Raw genomic sequence first — 22,230 nt, forward strand, 5'->3', positions numbered from 1 at the left:
CCTACTTGCGCAGTTGCGCCTCGATCTCGTCGAGCACCTTGTCCTTGCCGATGCCGGTGAGGAAGGCGAGGCCCTTGATGACCGGCTTGGTCACCGAAGCCGAGATCGGCGTCGTGGCGACGATGAAGTCGACGCTGTCGGCCAGCCCCGGCACTTCGGTCGCCTTGGCCTGCTGGGCGTTGAAGGTCAGGCCGCGCTGCTTCATCGCCTCGGTGACGGCGACGTTGACCGCGGTCGAGGTGGCTATGCCCGTGCCGCAGGCAAAGAGAATTGTTTTCTGTCTGGACATCTCTTGCTTTTCCTTGTTCAGCCGAGCACGGCCCGAACGTCGTCTAGCGTCGTGGCCGACCTCAGGCCGTCCAATGCATCTGGATTCTGGATGGTGGCCATGACGGCCTGCAGCGCTTCAATCTGCTTGTCCTTGTCATTGATGGCAAGCAGGAAGACGAAGCCGACCGGCAGCTTCTCGTCAGGGTCTTCCATGTTGGCGAAGACGACGGGGTGCTTCAATGTGCCCAAAGCGATCCCGGGCTTCAGGACATGTTCGGGATCGGTGTGCGGCACCGCGACATTGTCGGGGCGCTCCAGCGGCAGTCCTGTCGGGATGGTCAACTCGCGACGCACGACCGCGTCGGCATAGGAGTTCTTGACATAGCCGAGCGTCTCGAGCCGGCCGGCCAGGATGCGGATGATCTGCTCATTGGTCGAGGCATCGGATCCGAGCACGATCGCTTCGGGGTCCAGAAGCTGCATGAGTCCGTCAGACATGTTTTTGCTCCGTCGATAAAATCGTGCGCCCGGGGAGGGCGCACGATCATTTCAAACGTCAGGCGTGATGAGGCTCAGGCCGTGCCTTCGGCCGGCTCGTCCTCGGCGCCCGCTGCCCGTTCCCAGCCGAGCGTGTTGCGGCGATAGAGGACGAACAGTGCCGCGATGACCACGGCGATCACGACGATGCCGGTAAGGCCAAGTCCCTGGATCGCCTCGATGATCACATAGGGCACCCACAGGAAGCCGTCGACGACGGAGGTGATCTGCAGCGCGTCTGCCGGCAGCTTGAAGCCCGAGGCGACGGCAGCACTTGTGAACAGCGGCGCCAGCGCGTTGGCGACGTAGAAGCCGATCGCCAGCGTCACCGTGCCGATCACCACCATGCGGAACACATTGCCTTTGACCAATGGCGCGGTCATGGCGACGATGAAGGGAATGACCGCCAAGTCGGCGAACAGGATGACGCGGTTGCCCGGCAGGATCACCGACAGGATGATCGCGATCGGCACAAGGATCAGCGATGACGAGATCGCGGCGGGATGACCGATCAGGATGGCGGAGTCCAGGCCGACCAGAAGCTCGCGGTCGCCGGTGCGCTTGCGCACGAATTCCTGCGCCGCGTCGGAGACCGGGATCAGGCCCTCCATCAGGATCTTCACCATGCGCGGCAAAAGCAGCATGACGGCTGCCAGGGTCATGCCGGTGCCCAGCACCTTGGCGAGCACCGTGCCGAGATCGCCGGCATTGTAGAAGGCGATGGCGCCGAGCACGAGGCCGATGATCAAGCCGAGCACGACAGGTTCGCCGAACACGCCGAACCGGCGCTCGATCGTCTCGGTGTTGATGTTGATGCGGTTGATGCCGGGAATGCGGTCCATGATCCAGTTCAGGATGATGGCGATCGGCAGGATCTGCGCGGAAGCCAGGTGCGGCACCGAAATGCCGGGCACGCCGTAGAACTGCTGCACTGCGCGCGCCGACCAGTCGGCGAACAGCAGCGACAGTGCCGCGACCAATGCCGCGATGGCGATGCCGTAGGCCAGATTGTCGGTCGCCGCCACGACCAGCGAGCCGACAAAGGCGAAGTGCCAGAAGTTCCAGACGTCGACATTGAGCGTGCGCGTCATGCGCGTCAGCAACAGCACGATGTTGACCAGGATGCCGACGGGGATGACCCACAGGCCGACCGACGAGCCGAAGGCGATGGCGGCCGCCGACGGCCAGCCGACATCGATGATGTCGCGATGAATGCCGGTGTTGGTGACGATGGCCCTGGCGACGTCGCCGATCGACGTGAACATCAGGCCAAGCACGAGGTTGATGCCGATGAAGGCGACGCCGATGGTGACCGCGGCGCGAAAAGCCTTGCTGACCTTTGCGCCCAGAACGACGGCTATGATGAAAATGACGATCGGCAGCAGCACTGTTGCGCCGAGCGTGTCGATGGCCCCTTTGAGGCCCGCAAGAATAGTATCCATTTGTCCTCCCCTGGAGCACCGAGCCCGACCCCCGGGTTCGAAATGATGCTCCGTTGACCTCCAACGCCTTTGCCGCCAACCTCGGCGCAAAGGCACTCCCCGTTCTGCCCGCGAGGCGGAATGCGTCCCGCTCGGTGATGCGGGATGAACATTTGCCTTCGCTGGCGAACGAATGTTTTATTGAGGCAGTTCAAGGCAATGTCAATTGGCAAGTCTTTGAACCCAAGGCATCCGGGCTGACGGAGCCTTCGCCTGTGCGCTCTTGACGGAGCATTGAACGGAAAAACCCGCCTGTGCGGCGGGCCCTTGGCGCAACTCAGCACCATGGGCAAATATGTAGCATAGTTGCCCTCACCCAGTCAAGAAAAAATTCCTATCATGAGAAGCTGCCGGCACAGCGGACTGGCAGTCGTCAGGTCTTTGTCGCCGAGTTCGGAGCCCAGTCTTTGGGCCAACCGAACCGTGGCGAGCGCCTCTGTCCTGCGCGATTTCATGGGAAATTGACGGGCCGAGGCCAGTTTCGTTGGCAAGGAGGAGCTATTCCCTGCTAATCCGACGCGAACCAGGAAGCTGTGGACATCCCCGCATGACCAATGTCGCCTTGACCGGGCTCGCCCGCGATCTCGCCAGCCGTGCCGCCGAGGGCCGCCCGGTACGCATCGGCGTCATCGGTTCGGGCGAAATGGGCACCGATCTGGTCACGCAAGGCATGCTGATGCCCGGCATTTCGGTCTGCGCGGTCTCGACAAGACGTCCGCATACGGCGCGCGAAGCGGTCCGCATCGCCTATGGTGACGAAGCGATGGCCGTCGAAGCCGATACCGCTTCGAAAGTCACCGCGGCGATCGAGTCGGGAAAGATCGCCATCACCTCCAACGAGATGCTGGTCACCAATCCGCTGATCGACGTCGTCATCGACGCCACCGGCAAGCCCGGCGTCGCCGCCGACTTCGACCTGATGGCGATGCAGCATGGCAAGCATCTGGTGATGATGAATGTCGAGGCCGACGTCACTATCGGCTGCTATCTCAAGCAGCAGGCAGATCGCCTCGGCGTCGTCTATTCGGTCGGCGCCGGAGACGAGCCCTCGAGCTGCATGGAGCTGATCGAGTTCGCCTCCGCACTGGACTTGACCATCGTCTCGGCCGGCAAGGGCAAGAACAACCCGCTTAACCACGATGCCGTGCCCGACGACTATCGCGAGGAAGCGATCCGCCGCAACATGAACCCGCGCATGCTGGTCGAGTTCGTCGACGGTTCGAAAACCATGGTCGAGATGTGCGCCATCGCCAACGCCACCGGGCTGGTGCCCGACGTGCCCGGCATGCACGGCCCGAAGGCCGACCGCGACGACCTCGTCAAGGTGCTCATTCCGCGCGAGCATGGCGGGCTGCTCACGAAAAAGGGCGTTGTCGACTACACCATCGGCAAGGGTGTCGCACCCGGTGTCTTCGTCATCGTCGAGGCGACCCACCCGCGCATCGTCGAGCGCATGGACGACCTGCATATCGGCCACGGTCCCTATTACAGCCTGTTCCGGCCCTACCATTTGACCTCGCTGGAAGTCCCGCTGACCGCAGCCCGCATCGTGCTCTTCGGCAAGCCCGACATGGTGCCGCTGCCAAGGCCGGTCGCCGAGGTATGCGCCGTCGCCAAGCGGGATCTGCTCGCCGGCGAAACCTTCGATGCGATCGGCGAGACCTGCTATCGCTCCTGGACGATGACCGTCGAAGACGCTCGCGCCCGGCGTGCCGTGCCGGTCGGCCTACTCGAGGGCGGCAAGGTGCTGAAACCGGTGAGGAAAGGCGAGCTGTTGACGGCCGACAACGCCGCACCCGACCGGGCGACGAGACTGTTCGCTCTGCGCCGGCTGCAGGATGAGATGCTGTACGAAAAATAAGCCCGTTGTGGCGCTGTCATGACAGATGCACTATATTGTAATGGCAGATGACGCTGAGGATCGACCAATGAACCTCCAGATCAGGGACCCGCGTGCACGTGAGCTGGCACAGCGGCTCGCCGCCAAACGCAAGATTTCGATGACCGAGGCGGTGATCGAAGCTCTTGAGTCCGAACTGAAACGGGAAAGTGGACGCGCTCCGTTGGCGCAGCGGCTGGCTGCCATCGCTGATGAACTCAAAGCCAGAGCTGGTCATGGCGGCCGGCCCGTAGACAAGGATGAGATCGATGAGATGTGGGGCCACTCTTGATGTTTGTCGACACCTCGGTGGTCGTCGCAATTCTTTCGGGAGAGGGAGATGCTGGCGAGTGGAGCAACCGCATCGCGGTAGCACCTCGCAAAATTACTTCCGCGTTGGTGGTGCTCGAAGCGGCTATGCGGCTTTCAACTATGCTGGCCGTTGAGCCGCTTGTCGCTGAAGTGGCGATAGAGGCTTTTCTGCGCGAGTCCGAAATCGAAATCGTTCCGATCGACGCCGGCGACGCCAAGCTCGCGGTCCAAGCTTTTTCAGACTATGGAAAAGGACGCGGGCATCCCGCCCAACTCAACCTGGCCGATTGCCTGTCCTATGCATGCGCAAAGAGTCGTGGCTCTGCTCTGCTCTACAAAGGCAACGACTTCTCGCATACCGATCTGGCCTAGGGAGTCTGCTCTATTTCCCCAGTTCGATCGACCGCAGCCGCGCCGCTTCCACCGCTTGCGTGAGGAGATTGGTCAACCGGTCCTCGCCCATCAGCACACCAAGCGCCGCCGCCGTCGTGCCGTTCGGGCTGGTCACCTGCTGGCGCAGCAGGCCCGGCTCCTCGCCGCTTTCGGCGGCGAGGGAGGCGGCACCATAGACGGTCTGCATGGCGAGCAGCCTGGCGGTCGCCGCCGGCAGGCCCGCCTTCTCGGCGGCGACGGTCAGCGCTTCGATGAAATGGAAGATATAGGCCGGCCCCGATCCCGACACGGCGGTCACCGCATCCATCAGTCCCTCCTCGTCGATGGTGGCCACTTCGCCGCTGGCCGACAAGAGGTCGGCGACGAAACGCTTGGTGTCGTCGGAAACCAGCGGATTGGAAAACACCACCATCATGCCCTTGCCAATGGAAGCAGGCGTGTTGGGCATGCAGCGCACAACAGGCGCGCGGTCGCCCAGGATTTCCTCGAAGGTGGCGACCGGCGTGCCCGCGGCAATGCTGACGAAGGTGGTGCGCCCTTCGCCGAAACGTTTGTAAGCGGCGGTGACGTCGCGGATCACCTGGGGCTTCACGGCGATGACGATGAGATCAGGCACGGCACCGGCCGGGATATCGGTGGCGTCGGCAGCCGTTCCGCATCCGAGTGCGGCCGCGCGCTGGCGCAGGTCGGCATTGGGCTCGACCACGAAAACGGACGACGGTGCAAGCTTGCCGGATTTCAGCCAGCCCGAGAGCATGGCGTAACCCATATTGCCGCAGCCGGCGAGAACAAGCCTGATCGTCATCGAAAGCCCTCCGAGGAAAGGCTTCACATAAACGCTCGCGGATCAACGGGGAAGCCCTGTCAGGTGGAGTGGCCCAATCGCGCGCCACGACCGGCGTTGCGCAGCGCGACCGGGCGCAGCGAAACTTGTCTGAGCCCAAGCACACCGAGCACGAAGAACAGCCACACCGGATCGCCGCGATGAAAGAAGAAGCTTTCGAGGAAGGCGTTGAGCGCGGCGAACAGCACCACCATCATGAAGAAGTCGCCGAGATAGATGTTTTCCTTGCGCAAGGGAATGCGCATGTAGTCCCGCAAAGGGGCGATCAGGAAAGTGTAGACCGCCACGCAAAGGGCCGGAATGCCCATCAGCACCGCGATGTCGAGATAACCGTCATGGCCGTGCACGATAGTCCTGATATCCCACGGCCGGTCGAAGGGCTGATCCTGGTTGAGCAGCAGCGGCGTTCCCCAGAAGCTCTCATAGCCGTAGCCGGTCCACGGTTTCTTCGCCAGCATCTCGCCGGCGAACTCCCAGAGCGTGGTGCGCCCGGTATAGGTCAGGCCGGGGAAATAGATCGCCGCCAGCTGTTTCACCGGCGGCAGGAAAACGATGCCCAGCGTGCCGACCGCGGTAGCGACGATCGCCAGCGCGAACAGGATCGGCGTGCCGAGCCGCATGCCGACGATGCTTGGAAACATGACGATCAGGATCGAGAACGGCACCATGCCGGCCGTGGTCTTGGATCCGGTGTGCAGCATGAACACCATCGCCGCGAAGAAAATTCCGGCGCCCCAGAACCGCTGCCCGCGCCGGAAGAGATAGAGGCCGGCGAAACTGAAGCAGGCCATGACCGGGCCGGCGATGTTCTTGTGGGTGAAGACGCCGCGCCACAGGCCGGCATGTTCCGGTTCTTGCGAATCGGCCGTGTGCATCGCCTCGTGCGGAAAGGCGATAAGGCCGAGATAGGAAAGGCCCATGACCGCCACGGCGGTGAAGATGATGATCTTCGAGAAGGCGTCCGCATCGCGCGGCAGCACGAGGATGGTCGCCATGGTCAGGATGCCGATCATGGTGAAGGAGGCGGCGCGCATCGCCGAGGGCGGATCTGTCGCCAGCACCACCGACAGGAAGAAGAAGCCCAGCATCAGCATCCAGGAAGGGCTGAGCAGCGAGCGCACGATGCGCGGCTCGGCGAAAGCCATCAGCGAAAAGACGGAAACGGCGCCGAGCGAGCCGAAGCCGAGCTGGTTGACGATGTCGCCGCCTTCGCCGGTGAGTTCCGCGCCCGCGGGCTGGAACGGGCGGAAGGACACCATGACGATGGTGAACAGCAACGCCGCGATCGCGGTTGCCACGCCGTCGCGTGTGAACGCGGCGCTGAGCGGCGCGCGCTCAGTTCTTTTCAGGCTGGCGGTATTGCTCATTGGCATATCCGAATTCGGCCAGCACGCGGCCCAGCGCCACATGGACAGGGTAGATTGCGGCCGCGGGCGATCCTGTCCGTGCCAGCCTGGCGGCCCCGCGAAATGGCGAGGCGGCAAGCAGGGCCAGGCTCCTCAGCAACACCCTGACGCCGGCCAGCGGGGTGCCGGCGCGTTTCTTCTTTTCGACCAGCGTCGAGATCACGCCGTTGCGCAGGCTGCGGGCGCGGATCCAGTCGGCCTCGACCCGACGGGCCGGGACGGTCTCGGTCACCCTGGCCTCGGCGCACCAGCCAAGCACGAAGCCGCGCTGCGCCGCCCGGCTCAGGAAGTCGGAATCGCCGCCGCCCATGAAATTGAATCTCAGGTCGAGGAACGGCGGCCCCATGGCGGTAAGCACGTTGCGCCCGACCAGGAGATTGCCGGACGAATAGAGCGCCGGCACGAGGCCCGTCTTGCGGTAGGGCGGCGCGAAGACCGGATGCTTGGCCCAGCGCGCATGGGCGGGATCGGCAAAGTCGGGCACTTGCGGGCCGCCGACAATATCGGCGCCAAGGCTTTCGGCCGCCCCGCACATCCGTTCCAGCCAGTGCGGATCGGCTATCTCGTCATCGTCGATGACCAGCAGGTGCCTGAAATTCGGAAAGTGCAGGATCGCCGCCTGCCAGCCGGCATTGTAGGCGCTGCAATTGCCGCGCTGATGCGCGATGATCACCATGCCCGGTATCTCGCCGCGCTCGAACAGCGGCAGCGACGCCTGGGCGCCGGCCCGAGCCTCGGCCTCGTTCTCAATGACGATGACGGCAAAGGGCCTGCCGGTCAGCTGCGCGCGCAGCGACGCCAGCGTTTGCAGGACCTGGTCCGGCCGCTTGAAGGTCGGCAAGGTGACGACGGCTTCGACGGCCTGCGTGTCAAGCCGGGGGGATCGTCCCGCGATCGATACCGAACCGTCCGATGGCAAAGGGATCATCCGTGTCAGCCGCATGGTGGGTCGAGTTCTGTTAGCACCATGACGATAACGTTTCGTTAATCACCTTTCACGGAGTGGCTCTTCAAGCCGAGGTTTTGGGTCGTCGATGCGCGCGCGTTTAATCAAGGGTTCACCGCGCTTTGCTACCGGCTGCACCACAGGATAGGTGAGATGCATCTGCTGTTCGCCACATCGATCGTGCCCGATGGCGCTCTCGCATCGGGCTACGAGATCGCCAATGCTGCAATCATCGCTGCCTTGCGGCGCGCCGGCGCGCGCGTCACCGTCATCGGCTTCATCTGGCCGGGAAAAGCCGCCGCCGATCCTGAAAGCACCATCGTTCTGGGTGCCGTGGACGTGCGCACCGAAAATGCTTCAGCGCTGCAAAAGCTTGCCTGGGTCGGCAAGGCGATGCTTTCGGGCCTCACCTTCGCGTCGGCCAAGGTGCGTGCGGTCTCCGATGCCGAAGTCCTCGCCGCCATCGAGCGCGCCGGCCCCTTCGACGGCTATGTGCTTAATTCCGTGCAGTTCGCCGGCGCCTTCGAAAAGCTCTTCGACGAGCGGCCTTCGATCTTCGTCGCCCACAATGTCGAGCATCTTTCGGCGCGGGAAAATGCCGCTGCCGCCCCGGGCATCTTCCAGCGCCTGTTGTTCCGCCGCGAGGCAAGGCTGCTCGAGAGCGTGGAAGAGCGTCTGTGCCGCCGCGCGCGTTTCGTCTTCACGCTGGCCGAGGAAGACCGTTCGGCACTTGGCGTGGCCTCCGACGACCGCTCGGCGGTGCTTCCGCTGGTGACGGGCGCCACGCCACCGGCGCGTAACGGCCGGCGCAAGATTGAGTGCGACGCCGCGCTGATCGGCACCTGGACTTGGCAGCCGAACCGCATCGGGCTCGGCTGGTTCCTGGACAAGGTGGTACCGCATCTGCGCCCGGACTTCCGCATCAGGATCGCCGGCAGCATGCCGTCTGACATCGCCTCGACGCATCCCGGCGTCGCTTTCGTCGGACGCGTGCCGGACGCCCAGGCTTTCATACGCGGCGGCGCCGTCATCCCGCTCATCAGCACCGCCGGCAGCGGCGTGCAATTGAAGACGATCGAAACGTTCGAGCTCGGCCTGCCCGCCGTTGCCACCAGCCACGCGCTGCGCGGCATTGACCATCGCCCGGTCAATTGCGCGGTCACCGACGATCCGGTCGCCTTTGCCAAGGCGCTGGAGACCGCGGCGGCCGACATAAGCGACGTTGACGGCAGCGCGTTCCACCGCCGGCAGCTCAAGGCGCTCGACGCCGCCATCCGGCTTGGCCTGGAGAAGCTCGGTCCGGTCATGCAGGAGGCGTTTGCATGAACATGCACGCCGCCCGCGCCGCATTCGGGCCCGACACATTGAAGACGATCTTCGGCATCTCCGTGCTCGCCATTCGCTGGGACGACGCGATCGCCCTGCTGACGCGGCTGATCGTGGAACGACGCTTCACCAAGGTCAGCTTCCTCAACGCCCATAACGCCAATCTCGCCTACACCGATCCGGTGTTCGCCCAGGCGCTCGACGATTTTCTCATCCTGCCGGACGGCATCGGCGTCGATCTCGCAGCGCAGCTTCTCTATGGCGCGCCGTTCCCGGACAATCTCAACGGCACCGACTTCGTGCCGGCCTTTCTGCGGTCGGTGACCCGGCCGCTAACCGTGGGGCTGCTCGGCGCGACGCGCGTCAATGCCGAGGCCGCGTCGAAGAAGCTCGCGGCGATTGCCGTCCAGCACAGATTCGTAGTCATCCATGACGGCTACTTCTCCGCTGTGCAGGAGCCGGAAATCATCGAACGGATCGCGGCGCTGCGGCCTGATATGCTGCTGGTCGCCATGGGCGTGCCACGCCAGGAATTGTGGATCGAACGGCACATCGACGAGCGCCACTGCACGCTGCCGGTCGCGGTCGGCGCGCTGCTGGATTTTCTCAGCGGCGCCGTGCCGCGCGCGCCCTTGTGGATACGGCGCCTCAGGCTGGAGTGGCTGTTTCGCCTGGCGGTCGAGCCGGGACGGCTCTGGCGCCGCTATGTGGTCGGCAACCCCTTGTTCCTGTGGCGGGTCCTCAAACAGAAATTGTTCCGGCCCCAAGCCGGAGACGTCCGTTGAACGAGAGGTTCGTTCCGGGCGCGATCGCCGAACCCGGACTGCTTCGGGCAACGCCGACGGCAGCCATGGTGACGGCAAGCTATGCGCCGGATTTCGAGCGTTGCCGCCTGCTCTGCGAAACCCTCGACCGCCACGTCACGGGCGTCGCGCATCATTACATTCTGGTCGAAGCCCGGGACGTTAAATTGTTTCGCCGGTTGGAGAGCGCCAACCGATCCGTCGTCGACGAACGTGAGTTGCTGCCGCGCTGGCTGCATGTCTTCGACGATCCGCTTAGCCTGTTCCGGCGGCGCGTCTGGCTCAGCCTGAAGACGCAGCCGCTGCGCGGCTGGCACGTGCAGCAGCTGCGCCGCATCGCCGTTGCGGCGCACGCATGCCAGGACGTCCTGGTCTTCTGCGATTCCGACGTCGCCTTCCTGAAGCCTTTCGATTGCGGCGCGTTCTGGCGCGACGGCAAGGCGCGGCTGTTCCGCCGTGACGGCGTGCTTGCGCAGGACGGTCATGACGAGCATCGCATATGGTCGCGCAATGCCGGCTCCGCGCTCGGCATCGATCCGTCGAGGAATTCGGTTCACGATTACATTTCGACGCTGATCGCCTGGCGTCGCGACACCGTGCTGGCCATGTGCAGTCGGATCGAGGAGGTGCATGGCCGAAACTGGGTCGAGGTCGTCGGCTCGGCGCGCAAATTCTCCGAATGCATGATCTATGGCCGCTATGTCGACGATCTGCTGGACGGCGCTGGCCACTTCCATGGCGCGGAAGAATTCTGCCGCGTCCACTGGACCGGTGAGGCGCTGTCGGATGATGAATTCCGTCGCTTCGTTGCCGCCATGGCGCCCGAACAGGTGGCGATCGGCATGCAGTCCTTCATCGGCACCGATACCGGCCGCATCCGCCGGCTGATCGGGCTCGACCGATCCTGATCCTGAAAAGCGAACCGGTTCTCGGAAAGACTGCCCGGATGAAGGATCAGATCGCCTTCGCCGGCTTGCGCAGCGCCGAATAGGTCAGCAGCATCGACGCGAGATAGAGCAGCAGGAAGACGACGTTGAGCGACAGCACCAGCTTCGATGTGTCGGCAATGGTTGTCAGCACATAGGTCAGCAGCAGCGCCTTGAGAGCGGCGAGCAGGCCGAGATTGAGCGCCCGCACCAGCGTCTGGCCGCGCGCGAACAGAAGTTCCGCCTGGTATTCGACCAGATTGCGCAGTCCCGGAACGCCGATCGCAAGCGCCACCAGGGGAGCGGCCTCCGAGACGTTCTTGCCGAGCGCCCCGGGGAAGAAATGCAGCACCACGGCAAGCGCCAGCAGCGCCAGCGTCGAGACCGCGAACACGCCGCCTTCGATGCCGCTCTTGACCGCCAGCCGTGACAAGAGCTCCGGGGCGCGCATCATGCGCTGCACCAGCATCATGGAGAAGGTGCGGATCGGGATCGCCGTCAGGTCGACCAGCCGCATGATGATGGCATAGATGCCGGCCAGGTGCGGCCCGCCGATCGCCAGCACCAGAAGCTTGTCGAACTCCATCTGCAGGTAGAACAACACCTCGGCGCCGGCGACGTAGATCGAATCGGCGAGCCGCCTGAGATAGAGCTCGCCGCGCAGCCGCAGCCGCTGGCGCGGATAGAAGAGGCCGAACGCGACCAGCAGCGAGGCCGCGTTCGCGCCGATATAGAACCAGGACCACACCCAGACGCTGTGTTGCGCCCAGAACATGAACAGCACCGCGCCGGCTGCCCGCAACGCCGTCGCCAGGATCGCCAGCACGGCGGCACGGCCGAATTTGCCGAGACCGTTGTTGACGATCAGCGCCACCTCCACCGGCCGCCACAGAAGCGCCTCGGCAAAGACGATTGCCGCGAACACCGGCAGCGGCACGGTGCTGGCAAAGAAGATCAGGTAGACGATGTAGGAGGCCGCGGCGAGCAGCGGCAACGAGACGATGCCCAGCAGCAGGAAGCCTGCGGTGAAGGTGCCAATCAGGTTGGGGCGGATGGTGGCGGTGCGGTAGAGTGCCGAGATGAAGCCGAAGGCCAGAAGCCGCGACAGCATCACTCCGGCGGCCGAGGCGGTGGCGAACATGCCGAACTCGGCGATGGAAAGCGTATTGGCCAAGGCGATGAAGTAGGCGAGTGAAAACACCAGGCGCCCGCCGGCGCCGCTGATCGCTGAAAAATAGTCGCGAACCATCCCCCGTCTTTCGGCCACGAAGGTGCCGATCCGGGCGAGGGGCCGCCTCTGCGGTATGTCGCTGGCCTCAGTCATAGGTCAGGGAAAGGCATAGGCGGCAAAGTTTAACGTGCCCTTCTGAAATCTTCCTGCATCTGCTGAAATTCCAAGCAGCCGGCATCAAGCAATGCTTTCGGCCGCCTAAAATTAACCTTTTGTTTCCTATGCTTGTTTAGCGTGGCTTAACAAATGGCCGACTGCCGCTGTCTGGCGGCTGAAAGTAAGCTCCGCGACAATGGGCGACAGGGAAAATCGTGAGGACTGGAGGCGCGAGCGATCCTTGCTGGCGCTTGGCCAAGCCGTGCGCGGTGAGGACGAGGCATCGCTGGTCTCGCTAGGGGATCGGGCAAATCCGTCATGGCGCGAGGATGCCGCCACACGTCATCGCCTGGCGCGTTCGCAGCGCGAGGCGAAGATGAATCCGGCGCCTTCCGCATCCGCCGCAACGCAACGGTTGCAGCCGGGCGACGAGCCGGCTCCGGCGTCCGCCGGCATTTCGCATTCGCACCATGGGGCCGGTATCGGCGGTTCGGACCCGGCGATGCCGTATGAAGAGACGGTTCCTGAGATCGCCTCGAGCGTTGATTCCCCGCGCAGCACATCCGAACCGCTGAGCGCGAGCGAAGCGGGAGCATCTCCTGGCGAGGATGCCGACAGCCAGCAATGGAAGCCCCTGATCGATCCGATGCAGGTGGTTCGCGGCGTCGCCAGGTCCAAAGCGCTGATCATCACCACGACGGTACTGGGCGCGGCGCTCGGCGTTGCGATTGCCCTGTCGACGCCGAAGAAATACGAGTCCACCACCGAACTGATCGTCGACCCGCGCGACCTGAAGCTTACGGATCGCGATCTCACCCAGGCGGTGGTCATGCCCGACGCGGCGCTCGTCAACGTCGAGAACCAGATCAAGTTGCTGACCTCCGGCACCGTGTTGAACAAGGTTGTCCAGGAGCTCAACCTTGTCGACGACCCCGAGTTCAACGGCCAAGGCAATGGCGGCCTGGGCGTCATGTCGCTGATCCGCTCGATCCTGTTGCGCCAGGACGGACCGGGCGGTGTCGACCAATCCCGCCGCCTTTCCCTTGCCATCGTCAACCTGGCCGAGAGCGTTTCGGTCGAGCGCGGCGGCAAGACCTCCGTGATCACCATCGGCGTCACCACGCAGGACGCCCACAAATCGGCGCTCATCGCGGAAACGATGACGAAGGTTTTCCTGCAGACTTCGGGTGAAATCCAGTCCGACACTGCCGGCCGGGCCAACAACGAACTGACGGCGAAACTCGACGAGATGCGCAAGGGCGTCGAGGCCGCCGAGCGCAAGGTCGAGGATTTCAGGGCCACCCATGATCTTGTCGACGCGCAGGGCCATCTGATCAGCGACGACCAGATGCTCAAGCTCAACGAGCAGCTTTCCGTCGCCCGCGCCCGCACGCTGGAGCTGAACGCCCGCGCGGCCTCGGCACGTCAGGTCAACGTGAATTCGGTGCTCAGCGGCACCTTGCCTGAAGAGATCAACTCCAACTCCATGAGCGATCTGCGCTCGCAATACGCAACGCTCAAACAGGAGGCTGATCGGGCAGCGGTCCGGCTCGGACCGCGCCATCCCGAGCGCCAGGCGCTCGAGGCCCAGCTCACCGGCGCGCGCGAACGCATCGTCGCCGAACTCAGCCGCATCGCGTCGTCGCTGCAGGTTGACCTGAAACGCTCGGTCCAGCTCGAACAGGACCTTGCTTCCCGCCTGGCGCAGATGAAGGTGCGCAGCGGCGACGTCAACAGCGACCTTGTCTCGATGCGCGAACTGGAACGCGAGGCCTCGGCCAAGCGCTCGGTCTATGAGCAATATCTCCTGCGCGCCAAGGAGACCGGCGAGCAGAAGAATATCAACACCGCCAATATGAGCGTCATCTCGCCCGCCTCCATTCCGCTGGAGCCGAACGGGCCGTCGCGCGCCGTGGTGGCGCTTGCCGGCCTGCTGCTGGGCTTTGCCTCCGGCGTCGGTCTCGGCGCCATGCGCGGCGCCTATGAAAGCCTGCGTGAGACCGCCGGGTCACGATCCCGCCGTGACCGCAAGATGGACGAACGCCGGGCGCCGCTCGATGACCAGGCATTCCGGGCGCCGCCTCCGCCGGCGCCGCCGATACCGCAAGCATCGCCGCCGCAATCACCGCCGCCGCCACCAGCATCAGTGCCGCCGCTTGCCGCGCAGCCCGGAGCCGCTGCCACCGAGGGTCCAAGCCGGATCGGCTTGCTGATGTCGAGGCTGCGCAAAGCCGTGTCCCGCAAGCCCGGCACCGAGGCGCAGGACGATGCGTTTCCCGGTGCATCTGCATCGGCCGCTGTCGCCGAAGAGGGCCGGCCGGCGAGCACTCCGGCATTTCCCGACTATCCGGCTCCGGATTCCGCCTTTGGACATCGCCCGCCAGCTCCAGACTATCCGCGGCCATCTTTTCAGCCAGACGCGGACGCCGGCTATACGCGGCCCATGGGACCGCCATTGCGGTCGCCCCTGGTGCCGCAGCAGGCGATGTATCCGGCCTCGTCCCATCCCTATGCGCAGCCCTTGGTCTATCCGCACATGCAGCCTTGGCAGACGCGGTCGGCGGCAGGCCATCCCCAGGCCGCGGCGCCCTATGGCGCGCCCATGCCCTACCCGGCCGCACCCGCTCCGGCTCAGCCGTCGGCCTATCCCGCCGCGCCGCTGGAGCAGCCCGCCGCCGCCGAGAAGGGCGCCGAGCAGGCGTCGATCGAGGAAATTCGCGCCAGCCTGCGCGAATTTCGCGAGGCTGTTCGCGAGCTTACCGAGAGCCGCGCCGGCCGCCGCTATTTCTGAGCCACAAGATAGTCTCCTGTGTCGAACAAAAGCGGGCCGGTTTCGCGTAAACGGCATCGGACGGCGCTTTGACGGGATTGCGTGTTCGAATTTTCGTCAAAATGCCGCGCGGTGTCTTGCCGGAGACGCAGCCCGGCTGGACGGGTCATGCAGGCTTCGGCACACGATTGAGAAAAGGATCCAAAGCGCCGCATTTTCAGACGCGGCCGGTTTGGCGGAACGTATCGAGGGGTGATTCATATGGCCGAAGTGATTGACGGCAAAAGCGTTGCCGAAGACGTGGTGCGGACGGTGAAGACCTTGACCGCGGAGCTTGTCGCCAAGGGCAAGATCCAGCCCGGCCTCGCCGTGGTTATCGTCGGCGAGGATCCGGCGAGCCAGGTCTACGTCGCCTCCAAATCCCGCACCGCCAAGGAATGCGGCTTTCATTCGGTCCAGCACACGCTGCCGGCGGACACCTCCCAGGAGGCGCTGCTCAAGATCATCGCCGACCTCAACGCCGATCCCGCCATCAACGGCATCCTGGTGCAGCTTCCGCTTCCCGCCCACATCGACGCCGGCAAGGTCATCCAGGCGATCGCGCCGCAGAAGGATGTCGACGGCTTCCATTTCATCAATGTCGGCAAGCTCGGCACCGGCGAACTCGACACCGCTTTCGTTCCCTGCACGCCCGCCGGCTCGATGCTCCTGATCGAGCGCGTGTGCGGCAAGGATCTGTCGGGCCTCAATGCCGTCGTCGTCGGCCGTTCCAACATCGTCGGCAAGCCGATGGCCAATCTCCTGCTTGCCGCCAATTGCACCGTCACCATCGCGCACAGCCGCACGAAGGATCTGCCGGGACTGGCCCGCACCGCCGACATTCTCGTCGCCGCGGTTGGCCGGCCGGAGATGATCAGGGGCGATTGGGTGAAGCCCGGCGCAACCGTCATCGACGTCGGCATCAATCGCATCCCGGCCCCGGAGAAGGGGGAGGGCAAATCCCGCCTCGTCGGCGATGTCGCCTATGCCGAAGCGGCCAAGGCCGCCGGCGCCATCACGCCCGTGCCCGGCGGCGTCGGGCCGATGACCATTGCCATGCTGATGGCCAATACGTTAGCCTCCGCCTACCTTGCGGCCGGGTTGAAACGGCCCTCCTTCTGACCACCAGAAAGCAGCAGCTTTGCCGAACCCAACTATTCCCTTGGAACGGCCGGTCATGAATGATCCCGTTCAAGGCGGCCGGCAATTCGCATTCCTGCTGGTCGACAAGTTCTCCATGTTCTCGCTGGCCGCCGCGATCGACACGTTCCGTTCGGCGAACCGGCTGCTCGGCCGCGATTTCTACGGCTGGACGACGGTATCGGCCGATGGCGATCCGGTGATGGCGTCCAACGGCTTGCCGCTCAAGATCGACTATGCGGTTGCCGACCTGCCGCCGGTCGACATCCTCTTCGTCTCGGTCGGGCTGACCACCGAATTTCCCGGCAAGAGCAAGGTGCTGGCGGCGCTACGCAGCTGGGGCCGGCGCGGCAACGCGCTCGGCGCGCTGTCGGTCGGATCCTATTTGCTGGCCGAGGCCGGCCAGCTCGACGGCTATCGCTGCACTATCCATTGGGAGAATCGCGCCGGCTTCGTCGAGCGCTTTCCCGACATCAACTGCACCGGCAACGTCTTCGAGATCGACCGCAAGCGCTACACCTGCGCCGGCGGCACCACCTCGATCGACCTGATGCTGGAGATCGTGCGCGGCGACTTCGGCTCGAACCTCGCCAATGGCGTCGCCAATCAGTTCCAGCACGAGCGCATCCGCTCGGCCGGCGACCGCCAGCGCGTCGGGCCGGAGCGCGACCTCACCGGCAAGTCGGAGAAGCTCAGGCGCATCGTCGAGCTGATGGCCGACCATCTCGACGAGCCGCTCTCGGCGGTGCAGCTCGCCAAATCGGCTGGCCTTTCGGTGCGTCAGGTGGAGCGTTTGTTCCTGCGCCACCTCAACGTCACGCCCGGCCGCTACTACATGCGGCTGCGGTTGGAGCGGGCGCGCGAATTGTTGCGCCAGACCAACATGCCGATCCTCGACGTGGCGATCGCCACCGGCTTCACCTCGCATTCCTATTTTGCCCAGAGCTACCGGCTGCAGTTTGGCCGCCCGCCTTCCGAAGAGCGCCGCACCACCTACTAAGCCGCGGACAAGCCGCGTCCGGGCTTGTGTCCCAGGGTGGGCTCAAATAGCTTCAGCCGGCGGACGGGGCGGCTACTCAGGAGATTTTGATGGCGGGACTTGCACGGAGCGTCGCTGCGGCGTTTCTCCTTTTGTCGATGACGACATTCGGCTTTGCCGCGAACAAGGTCATCATCATCCTCGACGCTTCCGGGTCGATGTGGGCGCAGATCGACGGCAGGCCCAAGCTCGAAATCGCCCGTGAGTCGCTGAGAAGCGTGCTGCAATCGGTTCCCGCCGACGATGAACTCGGTTTCATGGCCTATGGCCATCGCAAGAAAGGCAGTTGCGAGGATATCCAACTGATCGTACCGCCGCAGGCCGGCTCGGCGAGCGCGATTTCGGCCGCGGCCGACAGCATGAAATTCCTCGGCAAGACGCCGCTGACATCAGCCGTCAAGCAGGCGGCCGAAGCGCTGAAATACACCGAGGACAAGGCGACCGTCGTTCTCATCACCGACGGGCTCGAGACCTGTGGCGGCGATCCTTGCGCGCTTGGCAAGGAACTCGAATCGTCCGGCGTCGATTTCACAGCCGACGTTGTCGGCTTTGGCCTTACGGCCGACGAAGGCAAGCAGATCGCTTGCCTCGCCGACAACACCGGCGGCAAGTACATCCAGGCGTCCGACGAGAAGGCGCTGCGGGAAGCTTTGGTCGAAACCGTCGCCGCACCGGCGCCGTCACCGATCCCCGCACCCGAACCAGCGCCGGCGCCGGCGCCAGCGCCTGCACCGGAACCCGCAAGGCCTGCTTTCAATTTCCAGCCGACCGTGGTGATGGCCGAAGGCGGCGAGCCGATCACCGACGGCAATGCCTGGGAGATTTACAAAGCCAACCCCGACGGCTCGCGCGGCGAGTCCGTCACCACCGAATACGGCAGCTATAACGGCAAACTCGATCCCGGCGACTATCTCATCGTTGCGCGCGACGACGAAGCCAGGGTTGAGCAGAAGGTCAAGATCGAAGCCGGCCAGATCTATAAGCCGCTCTTCACCCTGAACGCCGGCACATTGATCATCCACCCATATGCAAGCCAGGGCGCCGAGATCAGCAGCGAAGCCCGCGTCGATTTCGCCTATCCCGGTGGCAGCACCACCCATTACGGCGACACCCAGGCCATCGTGCCGGCGGGCGAACAGAATGTGACGGTGCAGATCGGTGCCGGCACGGTGACGGAAACAATCCAGCTCGCCCCCGGGCAGACCGTTGAAAAGGACCTCGTGGTCGGCGTCGGCCAGGCCGTGCTCAATGCCTATTATACGTCGGGCGGCGACAAGGCCGACGATTCGGCCATCGGCTTTGAGATCGTCAAAGCGAAGAAGAAGATCGACGGCAGCCGCGACAGCGTCGACCACTCCTATGGGGCCGACAGCAAGTTCTGGCTGCCGCCCGATGACTATGTGGCGGTGACAACGCTCGATCTCGCCGTCGTCGAGCAGCCTTTCAGCGTCAAGTCCGGCGACAGCCAGGATGTGAAGGTCGTGCTCGATGCGGGCGTGCTCGCAATATCGGCGCCCGGCGCTTATTCGATTGAGGTGTTTTCGTCGAAAAAGGACATCGATGGCAAGCGCAAATCGCTCGGCTTCAACTACGGCGACAACTGGCAGCAGACGATCCCCGCCGGCGATTATGTCGTCGTCCGGCATATGTCGGATGAGGGTCATGACAAGGAGATGCCGGTGACAGTCAAGGCTGGCGAACGGGCCGAGATCACGGTTCAGTAGGGTTTGGTTGTCAGCAACAGAAGGGGCGGCCCACGAGCCGGCCTACCAGGCCGGTCTCGATTGGCGGACCGTCAAGTCAATCAACGACACCTACGACATTCCGGCCGTGCTGAAAGCTCGACCATGGCCGAGATGCGATGAATGTGCTGCCCGAAATCGCCGGCGCTTTAGCCGGCCGAGCGAAGGTTTACCCAGCGGCTCCAGTTACCATACCGAGCGGTTTAAGCGCCTTTCCTCTGTGGGTTTGTCGCGCTCCTAAAACCCTCGACATTTCACGAGTGAAAAGGGATTTGCGATCTATACGGAAATCCCGTATGATTGTAGCCCATGACGCAGGACAGGTTCGACTCTGCCAAGGATGCGGCGAATCGCGAAAAGCACAAATTACCGCTGGCCTTTGGCGATCGGATTTTTGAGGACGACAACCATCTCATTATCCCCTCCATCCGAGAGATCGACGGCGAGGAACGGTTCAAGGTGGTCGGCATCGTCGGGGAGAAGCTGTTCACCGGCGTCTTCGTCTGGCGGGGTGAACAGCCCCGCTTCATCTCAGTGAGAAGGAGCAACAAGGGTGAAGAACGAGCATATCTCGCTACCTGCTGACCCGGCTGACGCCGATGACTTCGACGTGACGGCTGGGGCGATGGACCGGGGCCAGCGCGCCCGCCTGATCCGCAAGACGAGGACCGGGCTTGGCCTGTCGCAGTCCGAGTTCGCCAGCCGCTTCCGGGTTCCGGTCGGCACGCTACGCGATTGGGAGCAGGCGCGGGCAACCGCGCCGGATTTCGCTATCGCCTATGTGCGCGTGATCGGTCAGCATCCGGACATGGTGGCGAAGGCCGTCGCATAGCTGGCGTCACCGAGGAGTTTCGGCTTGCATGTCGTAGTTTCGGCAGCTTCGCGAATTTGCCCATATGGCGAGCTGACGAAAAATTGAGATTTTGTGGTGATTCGGAGGAATCATGAACAGCTAGCGTACGCCGCCAGCGGAGAGCAGTTGCATTCGAGAAGCACAGTGGGGCGAGTTATTTACGGAAAGCCTTGTGCTTTGCCCTTTCGGCCACGTCCGATCTCAGAAATCCTAATCTTCGCAACAAAATAACCGGCTTTGACGACGATCCCCGCGACAAGCAAGTAATCCACATTTCAGCTACGGCGGCCAGGAGCCGTCCCTTTTCATTGCAGTGCGAATTCCGCTGCGTCGGTTCCAAACGCGCTGGCCCCATGGTCGGCTCGACCCACCAGCTGACGGAACCCGGCGAAGAGCTCACGGCCGAAGCCGAACTCATTGCCGATGAGATCGGCTTCCGCCGTCCGACGCAGCGCGAATTCCGCTGCCGGTACCAGCACTTCAAGCGTGCCGGCATCCGCATCCAGCCGGATGATGTCGCCGTCGTGGATCCTGGCGATCGGGCCGTCCTCGACCGCTTCCGGCGTGACATGGATCGCCGCCGGCACCTTGCCGGAGGCGCCGGACATGCGCCCGTCCGTGACCAGTGCGACGCGCTGGCCGCGATCCTGCAGGATGCCGAGCACGGTGGTCAGCTTGTGCAGTTCCGGCATGCCGTTGGCCTTCGGCCCCTGGAAGCGGATGACGGCGATGAAGTCGCCGGTGAGCGTGCCGGCCTTGAAGGCTTCGTTCAGCCCTTGCTGGCTGTCGAACACTTTGGCCGGCGCTTCGATGAGGCGCCGTTCCGGCTTCACCGCGGACGTCTTGATGACGGCATGGCCGAGATTGCCGGCCAGCACTTTGAGGCCGCCCGTCGGCTGAAAGGCTTTCTTGAACGGCGCCAGGACCTTCGCGTCGCCACTCGCGCGCGGGGCGGCTTCGCGCACGACGCTGCCGTCGGCACCGAGCTTTGCCTCGACTGCGTAGGGCCGCAGGCCTTCGCCCCATACCGTCTGCACATCTTCATGCAGCACGCCTTCGTCGAGCAGCTCGCGAATGAGGAAGCCGAGCCCGCCGGCGGCATGGAAATGGTTCACATCCGCAAGCCCGTTGGGATAGACGCGCGCCAGGAGCGGCACCGCTTCCGAGAGGTCGGAAATATCCTGCCAGGTCAGCGCGATCCCAGCGGCTGCGGCCATGGCGATCAGATGAATGGTATGGTTGGTCGAGCCGCCGGTCGCGTGCAGGCCAACCACGCCGTTGACGATGGAACGCTCGTCGATCATCCGCCCGACCGGCGTATAGGCGTTGCCAAGCGCGGTGATCGCCAAGGCCCGCTTCGTCGCCTCGCGGGTCAAGGCATCTCGCAGCGGCGTGCCCGGATTGACGAAGGAAGCGCCTGGCGTGTGCAGGCCCATGATCTCCATCAACATCTGGTTGGAGTTGGCCGTGCCGTAGAAGGTGCAGGTCCCCGGTCCATGATAGGACTTCGACTCGGCTTCCAGCAGTTCGGCGCGGCCTGCCTTGCCCTCGGCATAGAGCTGGCGAACCCTGGCCTTTTCATCGTTGGGCAGGCCTGTCGTCATCGGCCCGGCCGGAATGAACACCGCCGGCAGATGGCCGAAGGTCAGTGCCGCGATCACCAGCCCGGGCACGATCTTGTCGCAGACGCCCAGATAAACGGCGGCGTCGAACATATTGTGCGACAGGCCGATCGCGGCCGCCATGGCGATGACATCGCGCGAGAACAGCGAAAGCTCCATGCCCGGCTGCCCCTGGGTGACACCGTCGCACATCGCCGGCACGCCGCCGGCAACCTGGGCGATGCCGCCGGCCTCCCGCGCCGCTTCCTTGATCAGCGCCGGGAATGTCTCGAAGGGCTGATGCGCCGACAGCATGTCGTTGTAGGAGGTGATGATACCGAGGTTCGGCACCTTGTCGGCACCCAGCGCCACTTTCTCCGAGGGGCTGCACACGGCAAAGCCATGGGCAAGATTGCCGCAGGACAGCACCGCCCGGTTGGCGGTCTGGTTCGATGCGCTGGCGATGCGGCCGAGATAGCGCTCGCGGCCCGGCTTGGAGCGTTGGCGGATGCGCTCCGTGATGGCTTCGATATCGCGTCTTGCGGTCATGGCGTTCGGTCCTTTCAAGCGAGGTCCCGGAAACATCCTCCCGCCGT

At 64.1% G+C, this 22,230-nt stretch carries 20 protein-coding genes and 1 pseudogene; 13 read left to right on the forward strand and 8 right to left on the reverse strand.

Annotated features, from left to right (window positions below):
* Position 1: 1 nt before the first annotated feature.
* The 3 genes from FJ443_RS28560 to FJ443_RS28570 all read right to left on the reverse strand — a co-directional run bounded on the left by FJ443_RS28560 (position 2) and on the right by FJ443_RS28570 (position 2,249).
* Positions 2-289: a PTS sugar transporter subunit IIB gene (locus tag FJ443_RS28560; RefSeq protein ID WP_140513359.1), complete on the reverse strand. Its 288-nt coding sequence runs from the start codon at positions 287-289 to the stop codon at positions 2-4.
* Positions 290-306: 17 nt separating this feature from the next.
* On the reverse strand, positions 307-768 hold the full coding sequence (locus FJ443_RS28565; protein WP_140525565.1) for a PTS sugar transporter subunit IIA: 462 nt from the start codon (positions 766-768) through the stop codon (positions 307-309).
* A 74-nt stretch (positions 769-842) separates the two neighbouring features.
* Positions 843-2,249: a PTS transporter subunit IIC gene (locus FJ443_RS28570; protein WP_140666558.1), complete on the reverse strand. Its 1,407-nt coding sequence runs from the start codon at positions 2,247-2,249 to the stop codon at positions 843-845.
* Positions 2,250-2,835: 586 nt separating this feature from the next.
* On the opposite strand from FJ443_RS28570, the gene FJ443_RS28575 reads away from it, so the two are divergent.
* The 3 genes from FJ443_RS28575 to FJ443_RS28585 all read left to right on the forward strand — a co-directional run bounded on the left by FJ443_RS28575 (position 2,836) and on the right by FJ443_RS28585 (position 4,851).
* Positions 2,836-4,149: an NAD(P)H-dependent oxidoreductase gene (locus FJ443_RS28575; RefSeq protein WP_140666560.1), complete on the forward strand. Its 1,314-nt coding sequence runs from the start codon at positions 2,836-2,838 to the stop codon at positions 4,147-4,149.
* Positions 4,150-4,216: 67 nt separating this feature from the next.
* Entirely contained in the window at positions 4,217-4,459 is a 243-nt protein-coding gene (locus FJ443_RS28580; protein ID WP_140501063.1) for a type II toxin-antitoxin system VapB family antitoxin, read from the forward strand.
* On the forward strand, positions 4,459-4,851 hold the full coding sequence (locus FJ443_RS28585) for a type II toxin-antitoxin system VapC family toxin (RefSeq protein ID WP_140501065.1): 393 nt from the start codon (positions 4,459-4,461) through the stop codon (positions 4,849-4,851). Before FJ443_RS28580 ends, FJ443_RS28585 begins: the two co-directional genes overlap by 1 nt.
* Before the next feature lie 10 nt (positions 4,852-4,861).
* On the opposite strand, the gene proC is transcribed toward FJ443_RS28585, so the two are convergent.
* Genes proC through FJ443_RS28600 form a run of 3 tightly spaced genes read right to left on the reverse strand, consistent with a single transcriptional unit; the run spans position 4,862 to position 8,050 of the window.
* Positions 4,862-5,677 (reverse strand): pyrroline-5-carboxylate reductase, encoded by an 816-nt coding sequence (gene proC, locus FJ443_RS28590; RefSeq protein ID WP_140501067.1) that lies wholly within the window; start codon positions 5,675-5,677, stop codon positions 4,862-4,864.
* Positions 5,678-5,736: 59 nt separating this feature from the next.
* Positions 5,737-7,083 (reverse strand): O-antigen ligase, encoded by a 1,347-nt coding sequence (locus tag FJ443_RS28595; protein WP_140666562.1) that lies wholly within the window; start codon positions 7,081-7,083, stop codon positions 5,737-5,739.
* Positions 7,052-8,050, reverse strand: coding sequence for a glycosyltransferase (locus tag FJ443_RS28600; RefSeq protein WP_140666564.1), 999 nt, complete (start codon positions 8,048-8,050; stop codon positions 7,052-7,054). Before FJ443_RS28600 ends, FJ443_RS28595 begins: the two co-directional genes overlap by 32 nt.
* A gap of 171 nt (positions 8,051-8,221) precedes the next feature.
* Between FJ443_RS28600 and FJ443_RS28605 the strand changes: the two genes are divergently transcribed.
* From FJ443_RS28605 to FJ443_RS28615, 3 genes are read left to right on the forward strand one after another with little or no spacing between them, the layout of a single operon-like run.
* Entirely contained in the window at positions 8,222-9,394 is a 1,173-nt protein-coding gene (locus FJ443_RS28605) for a glycosyltransferase family 4 protein (protein ID WP_140666566.1), read from the forward strand.
* The gene (locus FJ443_RS28610) at positions 9,391-10,179 is read left to right on the forward strand and encodes a WecB/TagA/CpsF family glycosyltransferase (protein ID WP_140666568.1); all 789 of its coding nucleotides are present in this window, start codon (positions 9,391-9,393) and stop codon (positions 10,177-10,179) included. The genes FJ443_RS28605 and FJ443_RS28610 overlap by 4 nt, the downstream gene beginning before the upstream one ends.
* Entirely contained in the window at positions 10,176-11,105 is a 930-nt protein-coding gene (locus tag FJ443_RS28615; protein WP_140666570.1) for a DUF6492 family protein, read from the forward strand. The genes FJ443_RS28610 and FJ443_RS28615 overlap by 4 nt, the downstream gene beginning before the upstream one ends.
* 46 nt (positions 11,106-11,151) lie before the next feature.
* Here the strand turns inward: FJ443_RS28615 and FJ443_RS28620 are convergent, their stop codons facing one another.
* A complete protein-coding gene (locus FJ443_RS28620; RefSeq protein ID WP_140501079.1) occupies positions 11,152-12,447 on the reverse strand; it encodes a lipopolysaccharide biosynthesis protein in 1,296 nt (431 codons plus the stop codon).
* 199 nt (positions 12,448-12,646) lie between these two features.
* On the opposite strand from FJ443_RS28620, the gene FJ443_RS28625 reads away from it, so the two are divergent.
* The 7 genes and pseudogenes from FJ443_RS28625 (at position 12,647) to FJ443_RS28655 (ending at position 20,012) form a co-directional block, all read left to right on the forward strand.
* The gene (locus tag FJ443_RS28625) at positions 12,647-15,241 is read left to right on the forward strand and encodes a GumC family protein (RefSeq protein WP_140666572.1); all 2,595 of its coding nucleotides are present in this window, start codon (positions 12,647-12,649) and stop codon (positions 15,239-15,241) included.
* A gap of 240 nt (positions 15,242-15,481) precedes the next feature.
* Positions 15,482-16,381, forward strand: a complete 900-nt coding sequence (gene folD, locus FJ443_RS28630; protein ID WP_140666574.1) for a bifunctional methylenetetrahydrofolate dehydrogenase/methenyltetrahydrofolate cyclohydrolase FolD — start codon at positions 15,482-15,484, stop codon at positions 16,379-16,381.
* Positions 16,382-16,436: 55 nt separating this feature from the next.
* On the forward strand, positions 16,437-17,399 hold the full coding sequence (locus tag FJ443_RS28635; protein WP_140501084.1) for a GlxA family transcriptional regulator: 963 nt from the start codon (positions 16,437-16,439) through the stop codon (positions 17,397-17,399).
* An 89-nt stretch (positions 17,400-17,488) separates the two neighbouring features.
* Positions 17,489-19,162, forward strand: coding sequence for a VWA domain-containing protein (locus FJ443_RS28640; RefSeq protein WP_140666576.1), 1,674 nt, complete (start codon positions 17,489-17,491; stop codon positions 19,160-19,162).
* A 40-nt stretch (positions 19,163-19,202) separates the two neighbouring features.
* A pseudogene (locus FJ443_RS31865) lies at positions 19,203-19,578 on the forward strand (hypothetical protein); the annotation flags it as partial.
* Positions 19,490-19,765, forward strand: coding sequence for a BrnT family toxin (locus FJ443_RS28650; RefSeq protein WP_140501088.1), 276 nt, complete (start codon positions 19,490-19,492; stop codon positions 19,763-19,765). The pseudogene FJ443_RS31865 and the gene FJ443_RS28650, both read left to right, overlap by 89 nt.
* Positions 19,734-20,012 carry a helix-turn-helix domain-containing protein gene (locus FJ443_RS28655; protein ID WP_140501090.1) on the forward strand — a complete coding sequence of 93 codons (279 nt, stop codon included), beginning with the start codon at positions 19,734-19,736 and terminating at the stop codon, positions 20,010-20,012. Before FJ443_RS28650 ends, FJ443_RS28655 begins: the two co-directional genes overlap by 32 nt.
* A 326-nt stretch (positions 20,013-20,338) precedes the next feature.
* Here FJ443_RS28655 and edd read toward each other — a convergent pair whose 3' ends face one another.
* Positions 20,339-22,183 carry a phosphogluconate dehydratase gene (edd, locus tag FJ443_RS28660; protein ID WP_140525577.1) on the reverse strand — a complete coding sequence of 615 codons (1,845 nt, stop codon included), beginning with the start codon at positions 22,181-22,183 and terminating at the stop codon, positions 20,339-20,341.
* Between the last annotated feature and the right edge of the window lie 47 nt (positions 22,184-22,230).

This window comes from Mesorhizobium sp. B2-6-1 (assembly GCF_006440475.1).
GTDB lineage: Bacteria > Pseudomonadota > Alphaproteobacteria > Rhizobiales > Rhizobiaceae > Mesorhizobium.